14 protein-coding genes and 1 tRNA gene are annotated in these 14,734 nt (G+C 37.6%); 9 read left to right on the forward strand and 6 right to left on the reverse strand.

The genetic code is table 11. The features are described 5' to 3' along the window. The first annotated feature begins 411 nt into the window (after positions 1–411). From PKC55_RS01605 to PKC55_RS01615, 3 genes are all read left to right on the forward strand, one after another. The gene (locus PKC55_RS01605; RefSeq protein WP_291128044.1) at positions 412–885 is read left to right on the forward strand and encodes a hypothetical protein; all 474 of its coding nucleotides are present in this window, start codon (positions 412–414) and stop codon (positions 883–885) included. Between the two features lie 51 nt (positions 886–936). Further along, entirely contained in the window at positions 937–1,347 is a 411-nt protein-coding gene (locus PKC55_RS01610; protein ID WP_291128041.1) for a hypothetical protein, read from the forward strand. A gap of 132 nt (positions 1,348–1,479) precedes the next feature. Further along, positions 1,480–2,505: a threonine aldolase family protein gene (locus PKC55_RS01615; protein ID WP_291128038.1), complete on the forward strand. Its 1,026-nt coding sequence runs from the start codon at positions 1,480–1,482 to the stop codon at positions 2,503–2,505. Between the two features lie 10 nt (positions 2,506–2,515). On the opposite strand, the gene PKC55_RS01620 is transcribed toward PKC55_RS01615, so the two are convergent. Then, positions 2,516–4,201, reverse strand: coding sequence for a M23 family metallopeptidase (locus PKC55_RS01620; protein WP_291128035.1), 1,686 nt, complete (start codon positions 4,199–4,201; stop codon positions 2,516–2,518). Positions 4,202–4,448: 247 nt separating this feature from the next. Between PKC55_RS01620 and PKC55_RS01625 the strand changes: the two genes are divergently transcribed. The 3 genes from PKC55_RS01625 to PKC55_RS01635 all read left to right on the forward strand — a co-directional run bounded on the left by PKC55_RS01625 (position 4,449) and on the right by PKC55_RS01635 (position 5,560). Beyond that, positions 4,449–4,520, forward strand: a tRNA-Glu gene (locus tag PKC55_RS01625). 40 nt (positions 4,521–4,560) lie between these two features. Continuing rightward, on the forward strand, positions 4,561–4,812 hold the full coding sequence (gene rpsT, locus PKC55_RS01630; RefSeq protein WP_006843113.1) for a 30S ribosomal protein S20: 252 nt from the start codon (positions 4,561–4,563) through the stop codon (positions 4,810–4,812). Positions 4,813–5,122: 310 nt separating this feature from the next. Further along, positions 5,123–5,560 carry an Hsp20/alpha crystallin family protein gene (locus PKC55_RS01635; RefSeq protein WP_291126596.1) on the forward strand — a complete coding sequence of 146 codons (438 nt, stop codon included), beginning with the start codon at positions 5,123–5,125 and terminating at the stop codon, positions 5,558–5,560. 77 nt (positions 5,561–5,637) lie between these two features. Here PKC55_RS01635 and sucD read toward each other — a convergent pair whose 3' ends face one another. The 5 genes from sucD to PKC55_RS01660 all read right to left on the reverse strand — a co-directional run bounded on the left by sucD (position 5,638) and on the right by PKC55_RS01660 (position 11,027). Beyond that, positions 5,638–6,510: a succinate--CoA ligase subunit alpha gene (gene sucD, locus PKC55_RS01640; protein ID WP_135104979.1), complete on the reverse strand. Its 873-nt coding sequence runs from the start codon at positions 6,508–6,510 to the stop codon at positions 5,638–5,640. A gap of 46 nt (positions 6,511–6,556) precedes the next feature. Beyond that, positions 6,557–7,693: an ADP-forming succinate--CoA ligase subunit beta gene (gene sucC / locus PKC55_RS01645; protein ID WP_291126594.1), complete on the reverse strand. Its 1,137-nt coding sequence runs from the start codon at positions 7,691–7,693 to the stop codon at positions 6,557–6,559. Positions 7,694–7,959: 266 nt separating this feature from the next. Beyond that, positions 7,960–8,466, reverse strand: coding sequence for an RNA polymerase sigma factor (locus PKC55_RS01650; protein WP_135104981.1), 507 nt, complete (start codon positions 8,464–8,466; stop codon positions 7,960–7,962). 426 nt (positions 8,467–8,892) lie between these two features. After that, on the reverse strand, positions 8,893–10,353 hold the full coding sequence (locus tag PKC55_RS01655; RefSeq protein ID WP_291126592.1) for an NAD(P)H-hydrate dehydratase: 1,461 nt from the start codon (positions 10,351–10,353) through the stop codon (positions 8,893–8,895). Between the two features lie 11 nt (positions 10,354–10,364). Beyond that, a complete protein-coding gene (locus tag PKC55_RS01660; protein WP_283686017.1) occupies positions 10,365–11,027 on the reverse strand; it encodes a B3/B4 domain-containing protein in 663 nt (220 codons plus the stop codon). Between the two features lie 185 nt (positions 11,028–11,212). Between PKC55_RS01660 and PKC55_RS01665 the strand changes: the two genes are divergently transcribed. The 3 genes from PKC55_RS01665 to cbiB are packed head-to-tail and all read left to right on the forward strand — an operon-like array spanning position 11,213 to position 14,663. Continuing rightward, positions 11,213–12,727, forward strand: a complete 1,515-nt coding sequence (locus PKC55_RS01665; protein WP_283686018.1) for a cobyric acid synthase — start codon at positions 11,213–11,215, stop codon at positions 12,725–12,727. Further along, positions 12,724–13,728, forward strand: coding sequence for a threonine-phosphate decarboxylase (locus PKC55_RS01670; RefSeq protein WP_283686019.1), 1,005 nt, complete (start codon positions 12,724–12,726; stop codon positions 13,726–13,728). The genes PKC55_RS01665 and PKC55_RS01670 overlap by 4 nt, the downstream gene beginning before the upstream one ends. After that, positions 13,719–14,663, forward strand: coding sequence for an adenosylcobinamide-phosphate synthase CbiB (cbiB, locus tag PKC55_RS01675; protein WP_324371579.1), 945 nt, complete (start codon positions 13,719–13,721; stop codon positions 14,661–14,663). Before PKC55_RS01670 ends, cbiB begins: the two co-directional genes overlap by 10 nt. The last annotated feature ends 71 nt before the right edge of the window (positions 14,664–14,734 follow it).

Below are 14,734 nucleotides of genomic sequence, written 5' to 3' on the forward strand. Positions count from 1 at the left end.
TGATATTAGCTATTAATGACCTTATATAGAACTTGAATTTCTCATATAAAAAACTAAGAATATGTTTTGTATTTTGTCTCTTATGCAATATTAGCTGCTTTATATAGGCTTTTTATATTCATTATATATTTGCAACATTATCTTTAATATAAATTTAACGTATAATGCCTGTTTTGAAAAAAAAGCCCAGAGATTGAAAAAAAGAGCTGTAAAGCTTTAATATATAATTATGTGTTGCCGGACGTTAGTGTAAGAATAAGAGAATATTTCTCTGTTTTTTACTAAACTGTTATTTTATAAAATATTTTTCAAAAGTTGTATCTTTTAAACATTATGACTTCTATAGTTGTTTTTAGGGTATGCGTTTGTTTATATTTTATTTTGTAGAGGTAGAACATAAACACCGAAGAAATGGGATTATTTGATTTTCTGCGAAAAAAGAAAAAAATAGCACAAATAACGGATAATGATCGACAGCAATTTACTGATGACATGTCTGCAAATGCAAACCTATTAGTCAAACAGTTTAAGGATGATGCTAAGCTTGATTTTACTATCGAAAGTTTGCGTGAAGTTGACCTTATAATAAAGGATAGCATTGTGTTTTATAAAAAGGCTGACTCAGAGACTAAAAGGAAGATGATAATAAAAATTGGAGCCTACGTATTTGAAGTCGCAAGAAAAAAATTTGGAGGACAATACTATTGGTATAATCGTTTAGATCAACCTATATTAGTTACAGGTCAACCCGAATTTGAAATGTCATTCTTAGCGTATGAGAAAGTCAGGGGGTGTTTCGAAAACGGAAAACAGAATGAAATTTCACCTGTTTTTGAAGATTATGCAGTAGGGATAGCAAATAAATCTACCCTGATGATTGTATAGAAAGTCCGATTCCTTAAAATTTAACTATTAACCCACATTTTATAATAACTCATGAAAAGATATTCACCATATATAAAAAAGTATATCAAGGAGATAACAGAAGCCGGATATACTGTCAACGATAGTGGGAGTCATATATCAAAATGCATTGGTTGCTACGAAATATTAATTACAGATCTCACTGTTAAAAGCTTATTTACAAAGATAAAAAAGGTTCTTGTTTGGATAAAGAACAAGGAAACAAGAGTCATAGAGATAGAGAAGCTATATAAGCATGAGCTTCTGCCACTTCCTTTCCATAAAATAGATAGTTTTGTTCAAAATGCGATCGCTGATCTTGGAGTAGAGGATACAAATGTTCGGGCGGTGAAAGAACAGAAGGTGGTTCGTGATTTGGATTTGAATATTCCTATTCCTAAGATTAATGTCAGGGAAGTTCCTGTTAGAGATATAAGAGTCTGAATATAATTTATAAAACATCCTAATTTAGGATGTTTTTTTATTTGTAAGGACTTTATATTTCCTTCTATATATTCTAATCAATATTCTCTCTTTATACTTAAATTTACACTCGAAAAATAATAAAGAAATAAAATGAAGTATAGTTTCGCGAATGATTACTCTGAAGGATGCCACCCTTCTGTGTTAAATGCTCTTGTAGAAAGCAATCTCGTGCAACAATCCGGGTATGGAGATGATGAATATACGCAGCGTGCAGCTAAGATGATTGCAGAATTAACACACAAACCGAATGTCGGAGTACATTTGATAGCTGGCGGAACTTTGGCAAATTTAGTCGTTTTATCTTCTATTCTGCGCCCTTTTGAGTCTGTTGTGGCTCCTACAACCGGGCATATTTATGTAAACGAAACTGGAGCAATAGAGGCAACCGGGCATAAAGTAGAAGCTGCACCAACTGTCGATGGAAAGTTACGTCCACAGGATATCAAACCGTTCTTGAATAAGCTTCGCGGACATCATGTTGTTCGTACAAGAGTTGTTTATATCTCTAATTCTACCGAATTGGGGACTATATATACAAAGCAAGAATTATCTGACCTTTATTCTTTCTGCAAAGAAAATGATTTGATTTTGTTTATGGACGGCGCTCGTTTGCCTATGGCTTTGACTGCTGAATCTAACGATATGACTTTAGCTGATATTGCAGCTTTCACTGATGTATTTTATATTGGTGGTACAAAGTGTGGAGCTTTGTTAGGAGAGGCGGTTGTTATAACAAACCCTGAGTTGGACAAAGATTTCAAATATCACCTTAAGCAGCGAGGTGCTCTTACTGCAAAGGGTAGGCTGATGGGAGTGCAATTTGATCAACTACTCCAAGGTAACCTGATCTTTGATTTAGCAGCCCACGCAAATAAGATGGCAGCGAAAATGGCAGCTGCATTCAAGGCTTTAGGTTATACTATGCTGATAGACTCTGATACCAATCAAATATTCCCAATATTAACGAATGAAGTGATAAGTCGTCTGCAAAAAGATTATTCCTTTCTTACATGGAGTGTTGTTGATGATAATCATTCTGCAATGAGATTTATTACTTCCTGGGCTACTCCTGAGTCTATTGTAGATGAGTTTATCGAAGATCTGAAGAAGTTATAAACAACAATTTCTAATACTTAAATTCATACCGGTACGTTGAAGTGTTTCCGCACTTATCCGTTGCTGTGAATACTAATTTTTGCATTTGTCCCTTTTTCAGTCGCGAAGAATCGAATTTATAAGAATAGATCGGAGATTTTACATCGTTTTCGAACAATACGAATACGCCGTTGATTGTGCCTTTGTATGAAGCTATACCGCTGAGATTGTCCGATAATTTGATTCTTATTGTAGCATGTCTTGCCCATCTTTCGGGTTGAATGGGTGTGATTGTCGGGGCTTTGGTGTCGGCGTTAATGGTGTATGTGTTTCCAAGTTCTCTTATTCGTCCAATGATTTTTCCTTCTTTATATGTTCCTCCTATCCAGACTTCATTATTCCCCTTGAGGCGTACAATGCCATATTGTGATTTATTGGATAAGGTGTCTTTCTTTAATTTTATTGTAATGTTGCAATAATCTTGCAAGGGAACATGTGTGTCATTTACTTTGTATAAGTCAGCAAGATGTTTCGCTGATGGAATTTTTTTTAGCATAAAACACAGGTCATCATAGAGGTATTCTTTAGGAATGGTGATGCTGAATGATTCTGTTGAATAGTTATTATCCTGGTTCCATACCATTCGTTGTGTGCAAGTTCTCTTCTGAGGGATCGTTTGCTCCCTCCCTTTTACGCTGAACGAATAGTTTGTTTGATTCCCATACATATCTTCAAGTTCGTAGCGAAGATTGTATACTCGCTCTTCTTTTATATCAATATGCCCATTATTTACCGATTTATAAAAAGGGAGTTTATTGCCCGGTTCAATGTAAGATTTTTGATAGAAAATTCTCCTTCGGCTCCAATAATCGAAGTCTGTCATACTATTAATCATCCGGGTTTGCTTAAAATCTACATGAGATAAATTAGAAGAAAATATTTCTTTGTCGTCACAAAATAGTCTGACTTTTTTTACGCCATATATATTTGAAGTACCATTCATTCTGTCATTCGCATAAACTCCAAATCCAATTTTCCCCCATACTTCTGCTGTGTCTTTTAATGTGGCGTAAGCTCCATTCTTTAGCATGGCAATATTTCTGTGGTAAGGATGACGGCTAAAATCTACTGCACCTTTTTCATTTATAGGATATATAGCTATTCCTTTTATTTGAGGCGCTTGTGTGTCTGTTATAGCATCTTTGTAATACTCCAAAGGGTCGATAGCTATTTGATTCGTAGTGTTTCTTATTTCAAAGTGTACGTGTGGTCCTCCTGACGATCCTGTATTTCCGCTATAGGCAACAAGCTCACCTTTTTTTACCGGTATCTCTTCTTTTCCTAATGTGATGTCTATATGGAAGCTTTCACGCTCATATTGTTTGTCTTTTATGTATTTTGATATTTTAGGTGCAAACTTATTGAGGTGTCCGTATACGCTTGTTTGTCCGGTGGAAGGATAGTCTATGTAGAGTGCAAGTCCATAGCCCGATGCCGAAATAGAAATACGGGATACATATCCGTCCTCCATAGCATAGACAGGTTTATTTACGACTCTTTCTGTTTTTAGATCAATACCGGAATGAAAATGGTTGGGTCTGAGTTCTCCGAAGTTAGCACTGAGGATTAGCGGTATATCAAGTGGAGACCTGTAGGTGTTTTGCGCTACAGAGCTAAATGCATATATAAGGGATAAAAATATTAAAATTTTCTTCATGTGTTTTGTATAAATTCATTACAAAAATAGGAGAATATAGAGACCTTCACAAGTTTTTGTTTGTTAATGGATATTCTTCACTATTTCTTGATCAAATAATGTTATTGACTATCAGGAGTCTATCGTTTTGTGTGAAATATTTTAGAAAAAAATAGCCGCAAATATTTGCACATAACCAAAAATGCCTTACCTTTGCATCCGCAATCAAGGGAGAATGATACTGCAAAACAGAGAAGCTCCACAGGATGGCCCATTCGTCTATCGGTTAGGACGCAAGATTTTCATTCTTGAAAGAGGGGTTCGACTCCCCTATGGGCTACTTAATAAGAAATAAAATAACAATATAAGGATTAGTCGATATGGCAAATCATAAATCAGCAGAAAAAAGAATCAGACAAGCAGAAACAAGACGCTTGAGAAACAGATATGTAGCTAGAACAACTCGTAATGCAGTTCGTAAATTTCGTTTACTGACTGATAAAGAAGAGGCTCAAAAGCAATATCCTTCAGTTTGCTCTATGCTTGACAGACTAGCTAAGAAAAATGTGATTCACAAGAATAAAGCAGGAAACTTGAAGTCAAAATTAGCTGCACACGTTCATTCTCTGTAAATAATACTAATATTCTATTATAGATAGAGGCTAGACTTTTGATAGGTTTAGCCTTTATTAATTTATAAAAACTTCTATATGTTGGATATAGAAGTTTTTCTTGTCTATGACATAATGTCTTGTTTGGTCCTTTTCTTTGTTTTGATACTATATTTTGATTATTAAATATTTACTTTGTTTTTGTTCGGTTTTTATATTTGTTTTTGTGACATAATTGCAGTATGGCCTACTTTTTGCATTTATATTTATAGATGAAATTTAGATTCTGTAATAACAGATAAAAATTAATTTAATAAAGGAGGATACAGCAATGAAAAATCAATTAATTAGAAAATTTGACAGAAGTGGTAGCTTTTTCCCTACATTCTTTAGCAATTATTTGAATGATGATTTGTTCAGCTTTGTTGAAGGAAATCTTCCGGCAACAAATATAACTGAAAACGACAAATCATTCAATATTGAATTGTCTATACCTGGATTTAAGAAAGAGGATGTAAGGATAGAGATAGAAAAGGGTGTTCTTAAAATTTCGGCGCAGAGTGAAACTCAGAGTGAAGAAAAGGATGAAAACGAGAAAGTTTTACGTCAAGAGTTCAGAGCCTCTTCATTCTCACGTAGTTTTGCAATACCTGAGAACGTTGATGCAGAAGGTATTGAAGCTTCACAAAAAGACGGAGTGTTGCAAATTACTTTACCGAAGTTGAATAAGGCACTAGAAGATAAGGTGAAAAAGATCGAAATTAGATAACTTCGTTTTATCGAAGGGTTTTAATGAAAGAGGTTGCCAAACTTGGCAACCTCTTTTTGTTTTATCTTCTTATTTCTTTACTTCTTCAACTTTTCTTTTAATATATTCGGTATTTCTGAAGGTTCTTTAGCGACTTGGACACCCGCAGCCTCTAATGCTGCAATTTTCTCGGCAGCAGTGCCCGATCCACTCGATATAATAGCTCCCGCATGTCCCATTTGTTTTCCCGGAGGAGCCGATTGCCCGGCAATAAAGCCAACTACGGGTTTTGTTACATGCTTCTTTATATACTCTGCGGCTTGTTCTTCTGCGTTCCCGCCAATCTCTCCAATCATAACAATGGCATCTGTGTCCGGATCGTTTTGGAGCATCTCCAGTAATTCCCGGAAGTATAATCCTACAACAGGGTCTCCTCCCATTCCTATTGCTGAAGATTGTCCCATACCATTTGCAGTTAAATGATATACAACTTCATAAGTTAGAGTTCCACTACGGCTGATAACTCCGATATTTCCTTTCTTAAATATCTGTCCGGGTAATATTCCCACCAAGCTTTTTTCAGGAGACATTAGTCCTGGGCAATTAGGGCCAATAAGCATAGCTCCTTTCATTTGTACAAAACGGTGTGCTTTGACTACATCTAATGTAGGGACACCTTCGGATATACAGATAATCAGTCCGATGCCTGCATCAGCCGCCTCCATAATAGCATCAGCGGCGAAGCGTGCCGGAACGAATATAATAGATGTATTTGCTTGTGTTGCTTTTACAGCATCGGCGACAGTATTGAATACAGGAACGCCAAGGATATCGGTTCCTCCTTTTCCCGGAGTAGTTCCGCCTACAACTTTAGTTCCGTATTCTAGCATCTTTTTTGTATGGAAACTACCGTCTCTACCGGTAATTCCTTGTACTATCAATCGTGTTGATTCATTTATAAGTATACTCATAGTTTTCTTTTTTAGCTTTGATCATTACTTAATATCAGCAATCAGCTTATTCTTTGGAGGCTGCCACTGCCATTCGGGTGGCTTCGCCCATTGTTTCTGCAACCTTAAATCGAGTTCCGATCAACATGTCTCTTCCCTCTTTTTCATTTGTGCCTGTAAGGCGTACAATCACAGGAATATCTGTTTTTAGTTGCTCAAAGGCAGAAAGTAAACCCGACGCAACATCATCACAGCGAGTTATACCACCAAATATATTAATCAACACAACTTTTACTTTCGGATCTTTCAATAACAGAGTCATAGCATCTATTACCTTGTTGGGGTTGGAGCTTCCCCCAATATCAAGAAAGTTTGCAGGTGCACCGCCATATAGTTTTATCATATCCATTGTAGCCATCGCCAGTCCGGCTCCGTTTACCATGCAACCGATCTCTCCATCGAGTCGTACAAAGCTGAATCCTTTCTCTTTGGCTGCAGTTTCTACTTTCTCGTCTTCCGTAGGTTCAAAAAGGCTTAATATTTCCGGCTGACGGTATAAGGCGTTATCGTCGAATGTCATTTTTGCATCCACAGCCAGTAGTTTTCCATCTTTGGTGGTAACCAACGGATTAATTTCAGCTAATGATGCATCTTTATCTATGAATAATTTATATAGCCTCTGTAATATAGAAGCCATTTGATTTACTTGATTTAGGTCTTGAAATAAGACAAAGGCAAATTTGCGGGCAAGATAGTCGGGCAGCCCAACCAACGGGTCTATCGCAAATTTATAAATTTTCTCAGGCGTCTTTTCTGCTACTTCTTCAATGTCTACTCCACCTTCGGCACACATCATTAGTATAACGGATTTTGTATTCCGGTCTATTATAAAACTCATATAATATTCCGACGCTATGTCTACTGCCTCAGTTACGATGACTTTTGTAACGGGATAACCTTTAATGGTTAGTCCAAGAATATTTTTTGCGTGATCTTTGGCTTCTTCTTTGCTTTTTGCGAGTTTTACTCCTCCGGCTTTGCCCCGACCTCCGGTTAATACTTGTGCTTTTATTACTACGCATTCCTTGTCCAACTCTTCATATGCAACTGCTGCCTCTCCAGGCTCATAGCATAGTATTTGTTCTTTAACAGGGATACCGTAGGATGAGAATAAATCTTTAGCTTGGTATTCGTGTATCTTCATTGGTATAATTTTTTAGTGTTCACTACTACAAACTACAAAATCTAAAATTAGCAGGAAGTTTTGATAAATGATATATGTTTTCTACTTTTTATAGGGGTATGAACTATAGAAAATATTTATAAGTGTTTGTTTTTCTAGCGATAAGAACCGAATATAGGCTTTTATTGAAGAACAATTGTTATAATAAGATAAGGACATATTCTGTCTTCCAAAATATGTCCTTATCTTATATTGATGCTGACTCAGGATGTGAACTGATAGTTTTATTAATAGTCTTTGAGTAACTCTTGCAGCCTTTTTCTGGCAAAAAAGATACGACTCTTTATTGTGCCTAATGGTAGATTCATCTTTTTAGCTATTTCTTCATATTTATAGCCCGATAGATGCATTGTAAAGGGAACCCGATGTTCTTCATTAAATGTATTCAATACCTTATATATTTCTATATATGAATAAGCATCTTCAGGAGAATCCGATGCTGAATTCTGAGCGAGATTTATCCAATATAAATTTTCAGTTTGATCAACGATAGTCTGGTTGCGAAGAGCTTGGCGATAATTGTTCACAAAGATGTTGTGCATAATCGTGAAGACCCATCCTTTAAAGTTGATATTATCGTAATATTTATCAAAGCTGCTCAATACTTTAAGGGTTGCTTCCTGAGTAAGGTCCTTTGCATCTTCTTTATCCGATGTTAATCTAAAAGCAAAGCTTAACATGTTGCTTTGTAGACTTATCAAACTCTTTTCCAATGCTTGTTTTTTAGCTTCCATAATTTTATTCTTTTAATTATGAGGAGCTATTATAGTGCGTAAGTAACAACTTTGTGGTTGGTATAACAAAGATATGAATATTATTGAAACAATTGCACTTGCAACTAATATTGTTCGGCTTATTTATTTTATATTATTTTAGGTCGTCTATATATCGTTGTTTTCGAGTTTGTTATTCGTTGCTAAGAGCTTATCTATTATCTATAGATTTATTCTATTTAGTTAGTGAAGATTTACTTGTGATAAGTGTATAATATTTCTTATATTTTTCAAGAATAATAGATAAATATATTGTTAATTAATTAGAAATCATGAACTTTTTCATTCTGCACGTCGTTATAAGAATGTGTAGTTTGTAAAGTTTGTGTTAAGGTACAGGAAGTCTGCGATGTGATTTTGCGGGCTTCTTTTTTTGCGTTTCCTTCGTTAAAGGAAGTCGATAATATCTTTGCTATTCATACTTTCGATACCCCATCTCGCAGCAGCTTTGTCTCCGGCAAGTCCATGTGTGTATACTCCTAGTATTGCAGCATGAGCACTACTATATCCCTTTGCTAATAATCCTGTAATATATCCTGTCAGCACGTCTCCACTACCTCCTTTGGCCATGCCGCTATTTCCTGTAGAATTAAAATAGCAGTTGCCATCGGGTAGGCATATCATCGTGTGTGCTCCTTTCACGATAATTATCGACTTTATGTTGGCTGCATAGCGTCTCACAAGGTTTATCTTTTCTTCCTCATCGTGCCATTCTCCAACCAAACGCTTGAGCTCTCCCGGGTGAGGCGTGAGAATACTGTTTTCGGGGATTCGCTGCTTTATATGGTAATTGTTTGCTAATATATTCAGTGCATCAGCATCTATGACAAAGGGTTGTTTGTATGAAGCGGCCAGTAGTTCTTTGAATGCCTCGCCTGTCTGGTGTTCCTGTCCAAGTCCGCAGCCGATGCCTATTGCCGAATATTTAGATAAATCTTTGGGTACAGAAGAGAAGTAATCTTCATCATCGAGGCTGAGCATTGCCGACGGATAGTTTGCCTGTATTGCAAAGCTCTCACTGTAAGGTATGTGAGTGGTAACTAATCCGCATCCCGAGCGTAGGGCTGCACCTGTCGCTAAGGTGGCTGCACCAGCCATTCCTTTCGATCCGCAAATAAGCAATGCGTGGCCATAAGTACCTTTGTGGCCGAATTTTCCTCGTTTGAGCCTTATGCCTTGTATATAGTCCTCTGTAATATAGTGGTATAGCGATGGGGTATGCTCAATATATTCTCTGCTAAGCTCAATTGGAAGGGTAATTATTTCTCCGCAATACTCTCCGGCTTCAGGCAAAAGCATAGCAAGTTTGGGAAACTCTAGGGTAAGGGTAATATCCGCTTTTATAACCGTCTGTTCCCTATTACCGAATTCGCTCATCATACCCGATGGAAGATCGATGGAAATAACCTGATTGGGTAATGAGTTAACTTTTCTGATAATAGACAATAAAGGCTCTTTCAAAGTTCCTTTTACGCCTGTTCCTAAAAGCGAATCTATAAGGATATGTTTATTGGAAATTCTATTTATATCTGTAACCCTTTCAATATAAGAAGGGAGCCGTTCTAAATTAATTCCGCATTCACTCGTCAGTTGCTCTTTTTCGAACGGAAGATATACCGAACAGTCATAACCTGCATGAAACAAAATGCGGGCAACAGCGAGTCCATCGCCACCGTTATTTCCTTTCCCTATGAGGAATAAGAGGGGGGAGGCTTTACTTATATTGTTGCATATCCATTCAGCAATAGCATTAGAGGCTCTTTCCATCAGGTCGATAGAACTTATCGGTTCATGTTCGATCGTATATCTATCCGTTTCTTTTATCTGAGTGCCTGTTAATATTTTCATGGTCGTTCTATTTAATAATAGACTATCTTATCTTCTGCCGAGTCTGTATATTTCTTCAATAAGGCCTGCATATATTCAGCAGCCTCTTTCAAACCATTTGTTCCGCTATATCCGTTTATCAAAGCCAAGAAATTAGTTGTTTCTACGCTTAGTTTTGTTCTTTCGTGGTCGCTTGTTGGTGTGCCTATGCCACCTAGGGAGTCACGATATACAGGTAACCCTTCTATATTTAATATCCCTTTTCCGATACCTTCGTAAGGTTCGTTTTCTTTGCCTATTCCCAATGTTAAGCTGTCTCCTTGTATTTTATCTGCATCGAATCCACCTATCGAGTAGCCGGTCTTTATCGAAACAAGGTTGATGAGGTCAACCAATGTATCTATCTGGTATAATGGTAAATCGCGCAATATACGACGGCATAAGGCTTCCGCAGACGGACGATAGCGATTGGGGTCTTTGCCGAACTTCTTATATGCCTCTCGGGTGGCTGCAATAGCCGGATTCTTTTTTATATCTTCTATCTCATGATTTGCCTTATATTCTTCCGATAATATGTTGATCTCATCCCACAACTCCTTATTGTATGGAGTGTTTTTTACCTTCGCAAAAATAGCAGCTCCGTGAAAGTCGGGCCAAAGGTTCTTGATCTCTTCCGATATGTTTATTCTTATCATGATACAAAGTTATTTTAGAGTAAAAGGTGACAAAAGTAACAAAAGTAACAGGTGTTTGTATGTTTCTGATCTGTCACCTTTTTCGTTCCACGTATATATAATAGATAAATTGATACACTCAAAGATACACTTTTTCACAGATAAAAGTTCTACCTTTACCACTCGTAAATTATAGTTCATTTTTCATGTCTCATTCTCAAAAAGCCTCAAAGCAGCTTCATCCTGTCATGTTTGCAGGGACGGGTAGCGATGTGGGTAAAAGTATAATCACTGCGGCGTTTTGCCGTATCTTTCTACAGGATGGTTATCGTCCTGCACCTTTCAAAGCGCAAAATATGGCGTTGAATTCCTATGCTACACCCGAAGGGCTGGAGATAGGGCGTGCACAAGCTGTACAGGCCGAAGCTGCCGGCGTACCTTGCCATACGGATATGAATCCTTTGCTGCTGAAGCCGACTACTGACAAGGTTTGTCAAGTTGTGCTTAATGGAAAGCCGGTAGGTAATCAACACGCTTATGAATACTTTAGAGTAGAAGGCAGAGAGCAACTCCGCAAAGAGGTAAATGATGCATTCGACCGTTTGGCACAGCGATACAATCCTGTGGTGATGGAAGGTGCAGGCAGTATTTCGGAGATAAATCTGCGAGCTGTCGATTTGGTAAATATGCCGATGGCTATACATGCCAAAGCCGATGTAATATTGGTGGCGGATATAGATAGGGGTGGTGTTTTCGCTTCTGTCTATGGTTCTATTATGTTGCTCACCGAAGAGGAAAGAAAGCATGTAAAAGGCATTCTTATCAATAAGTTTAGGGGAGATATCCGCTTGTTCGAATCGGGCGTTAAAATGATAGAAGACCTTTGCCAAATACCGGTAATCGGTGTAGTGCCATACTATAAGGATATTTATATAGAAGAGGAAGACTCTGTGATGCTGCAAACAAAGAATCTTCAGGCCACACATGGGAAGGTGAATGTTGCAGTCGTATTGTTAAGGCACTTATCTAATTTTACCGACTTTAATGTGTTGGAGCGTGACCCGCGTGTGCATCTTTATTATACCAATAATACAGATGAAATAGAAAAGGCAGACATCGTACTCATACCCGGCAGTAAGAGTACTCTTTCCGACTTATACGAGATCCGTCGCAACGGTGTAGCCCAAAGTATTGTAAAAGCCCATAAAAACGGAGCGACAGTAGTCGGTATCTGTGGCGGCTATCAGATAATGGGGCAGGAGGTTTGCGATCCCAATCACGTGGAAAGTAATATAGAACGCTTACCCGGACTAGGTCTACTGCCTATAACAACACAGATGGAAGGCGAAAAAGTAACCCGTCAGGTGAAGTTCTCTTTCTTGAATACCCAATCTGTATGTGAAGGTTACGAAATCCATATGGGAGCAACGACTCCGGTAGAGAATGCAAAAAAAGCTTCTTTAAATAAACTCGAAGATGGCAGAGAAGACGGATATTTTGTAAGTGAGAAATGTTTTGGCACATATATACATGGTATTTTGGACAATGGGGTAGTTATAGATTATCTTTTATCTCCTTATGCCGATAAATTATCCGATACGCCTTTCGATTTCAAGGCGTTTAAAGAAGAACAATACAATAAGTTGGCAGACCATGTTCGTAAGCATGTGGATATGGATTTGGTTTATAAAATAATGACAGATAACAACGGTTTATCATGATCAATGGGCACGGAGACGATATATATAACTACGGGAAGAAGATCGTAAGTAATTTCAGTTCTAATATATATACCCGGCAAGACTTGTCTGTATTGGATGACTATTTGTGTTCTTGTATAACGTCGATACACTCGTATCCCGAGCCGGATGCAATCTCTCTTTCAAGACTGATCGCAGATCAAAACCAAGTAGCTACAAATAATATCTGCATAACAAATGGTGCTACTGAAGCCATTTATATGATAGCTCAGGCTTTTAGAGGAAAACACTCTGCTGTTATTCACCCTACCTTTAGCGAATACGGAGACGCCTGTTTGGTAAATGACCATATTGTCAGTATGGTAAAATCTATAGATGATGTCCCGGAGCAATCAGATGTCGTTTGGCTTTGTAACCCTAACAATCCTACAGGAACGGTTACAGATAAAGAGACGTTGAAAGAATATATCATATCTCATCCTGAGAAATATATTGTTATAGATCAGTCTTATGAATATTTTACAACCAAATCGCTATTTTCTGTATCGGAAGCAATGCAATACAACAATGTGATATTATTACATTCTATGACAAAGCGTTATGCTATTCCCGGACTTCGGTTGGGATATATAACAGCCTGTTCAGAAACATTGGCATTGCTTTCTAAATATTGTATGCCTTGGTCTGTAAACGGATTGGCGATAGAGGCGGGTAAATTCCTATTGGAGAATGGTGCTGATATAATAAAGATTGAAGAATATATTGCAGAAGCAAAACGCTTCCATAAGGCATTATCACAGATAGAAACACTAGAGGTGTATGATACCGATACACATTTTTTCTTATGTCGATTGACTGATAGAAAAGCTTCGGAACTAAAAGAATATTTGATTCAAAAACATGGCATACTAATCCGTGATGCTTCTAATTTTTATGGCTTGGATGAACATTATTTCCGTGTTGCAACACAGTCGCCCGAAGAAAACAATGCGTTTGTAAAAGCGATCAAAGAATGGATATAAAACTCTTGTATACTCTTTTGCCTTTACTGATAGGGTGGACTGCCGACAAATTGTTTGGCGACCCCCGCTGGTTACCGCATCCAGTAGTGGCTATGGGTAAAATTATAGCATGGGGCGAAAAGCAACTCAACAAAGGAAATAGACGAATGATGAAAGGAGCTTTATTCTCTACTATTCTGATTTTATCGAGCTTCCTGATTGTTTTCTTTATTATTAAAGGATTGGATTACCTGAGTCCATATTTATCTATACTTTTTTCCTCTGTCGTGGTTTTCTTTTGCCTTGCAGGTAAGACTTTGATAGATGAAGTAAGAAATGTTTTTGTGGCTGTCGACTCTTCGGTAGAAGAAGGGCGAAAACAGGTTGCCCGTATCGTTGGACGTGATACTTCTGCTTTATCGCCACAGCAGATACGAACGGCTGCGTTAGAAACATTATCCGAAAATCTTAGTGACGGAGTTATCGCTCCATTATTCTGGTTTATACTTCTGGGTGTACCCGGGATGTTTGCCTATAAGATGGTCAATACGCTAGACTCTATGATTGGATATAAGAGCGATCGGTATAAGCAATTTGGATGTTGGGCTGCACGGATAGATGATGTTGCAAATTATATTCCTGCACGTTTGACATCTTTACTGATGATAGTCGTAAGTGGAAAAATATCATTATTATCGTTTGTCCGAAAATTTGGCTCTCAGCATGCAAGCCCCAACTCCGGCTATCCCGAGGCTGCTTTAGCCGGTATTCTTGATTGTCGCTTTGGTGGATCGAATGTTTATTTCGGACAACGGGTCGAAAAGCCTTATATCGGATATAATGAAAAAGAGCTGACTTACACAGACCTTAAAATTGCTGTTCGGGTCAATATCCGTACGGAGATATTAATGGTATTTGCGGTATGTGTCGATCTGTTTTTGCTGTCGTACTTTTAAATAATTGACCTTTCATCCAAAATATGTTATTCAGCATAACGATATTATTTATCCACTTGTAATCAGTTATT

Source organism: Dysgonomonas sp., assembly GCF_035323175.1.
Lineage (GTDB): Bacteria > Bacteroidota > Bacteroidia > Bacteroidales > Dysgonomonadaceae > Dysgonomonas.

What these genes read in the sequence shown, in the direction of transcription:
- sucD (WP_135104979.1), bottom strand. Translation starts at nt 6,510, where the DNA reads ATGAGTATACTTATAAATGAATCAACACGATTGATAGTACAAGGAATT.
- PKC55_RS01670 (WP_283686019.1), top strand. Translation starts at nt 12,724, where the DNA reads ATGATCAATGGGCACGGAGACGATATATATAACTACGGGAAGAAGATC.
- PKC55_RS01660 (WP_283686017.1), bottom strand. Translation starts at nt 11,027, where the DNA reads ATGATAAGAATAAACATATCGGAAGAGATCAAGAACCTTTGGCCCGAC.
- PKC55_RS01615 (WP_291128038.1), top strand. Translation starts at nt 1,480, where the DNA reads ATGAAGTATAGTTTCGCGAATGATTACTCTGAAGGATGCCACCCTTCT.
- sucC (WP_291126594.1), bottom strand. Translation starts at nt 7,693, where the DNA reads ATGAAGATACACGAATACCAAGCTAAAGATTTATTCTCATCCTACGGT.
- PKC55_RS01635 (WP_291126596.1), top strand. Translation starts at nt 5,123, where the DNA reads ATGAAAAATCAATTAATTAGAAAATTTGACAGAAGTGGTAGCTTTTTC.
- PKC55_RS01605 (WP_291128044.1), top strand. Translation starts at nt 412, where the DNA reads ATGGGATTATTTGATTTTCTGCGAAAAAAGAAAAAAATAGCACAAATA.
- PKC55_RS01665 (WP_283686018.1), top strand. Translation starts at nt 11,213, where the DNA reads ATGTCTCATTCTCAAAAAGCCTCAAAGCAGCTTCATCCTGTCATGTTT.
- PKC55_RS01650 (WP_135104981.1), bottom strand. Translation starts at nt 8,466, where the DNA reads ATGGAAGCTAAAAAACAAGCATTGGAAAAGAGTTTGATAAGTCTACAA.
- PKC55_RS01610 (WP_291128041.1), top strand. Translation starts at nt 937, where the DNA reads ATGAAAAGATATTCACCATATATAAAAAAGTATATCAAGGAGATAACA.
- PKC55_RS01620 (WP_291128035.1), bottom strand. Translation starts at nt 4,201, where the DNA reads ATGAAGAAAATTTTAATATTTTTATCCCTTATATATGCATTTAGCTCT.
- cbiB (WP_324371579.1), top strand. Translation starts at nt 13,719, where the DNA reads ATGGATATAAAACTCTTGTATACTCTTTTGCCTTTACTGATAGGGTGG.
- PKC55_RS01655 (WP_291126592.1), bottom strand. Translation starts at nt 10,353, where the DNA reads ATGAAAATATTAACAGGCACTCAGATAAAAGAAACGGATAGATATACG.
- rpsT (WP_006843113.1), top strand. Translation starts at nt 4,561, where the DNA reads ATGGCAAATCATAAATCAGCAGAAAAAAGAATCAGACAAGCAGAAACA.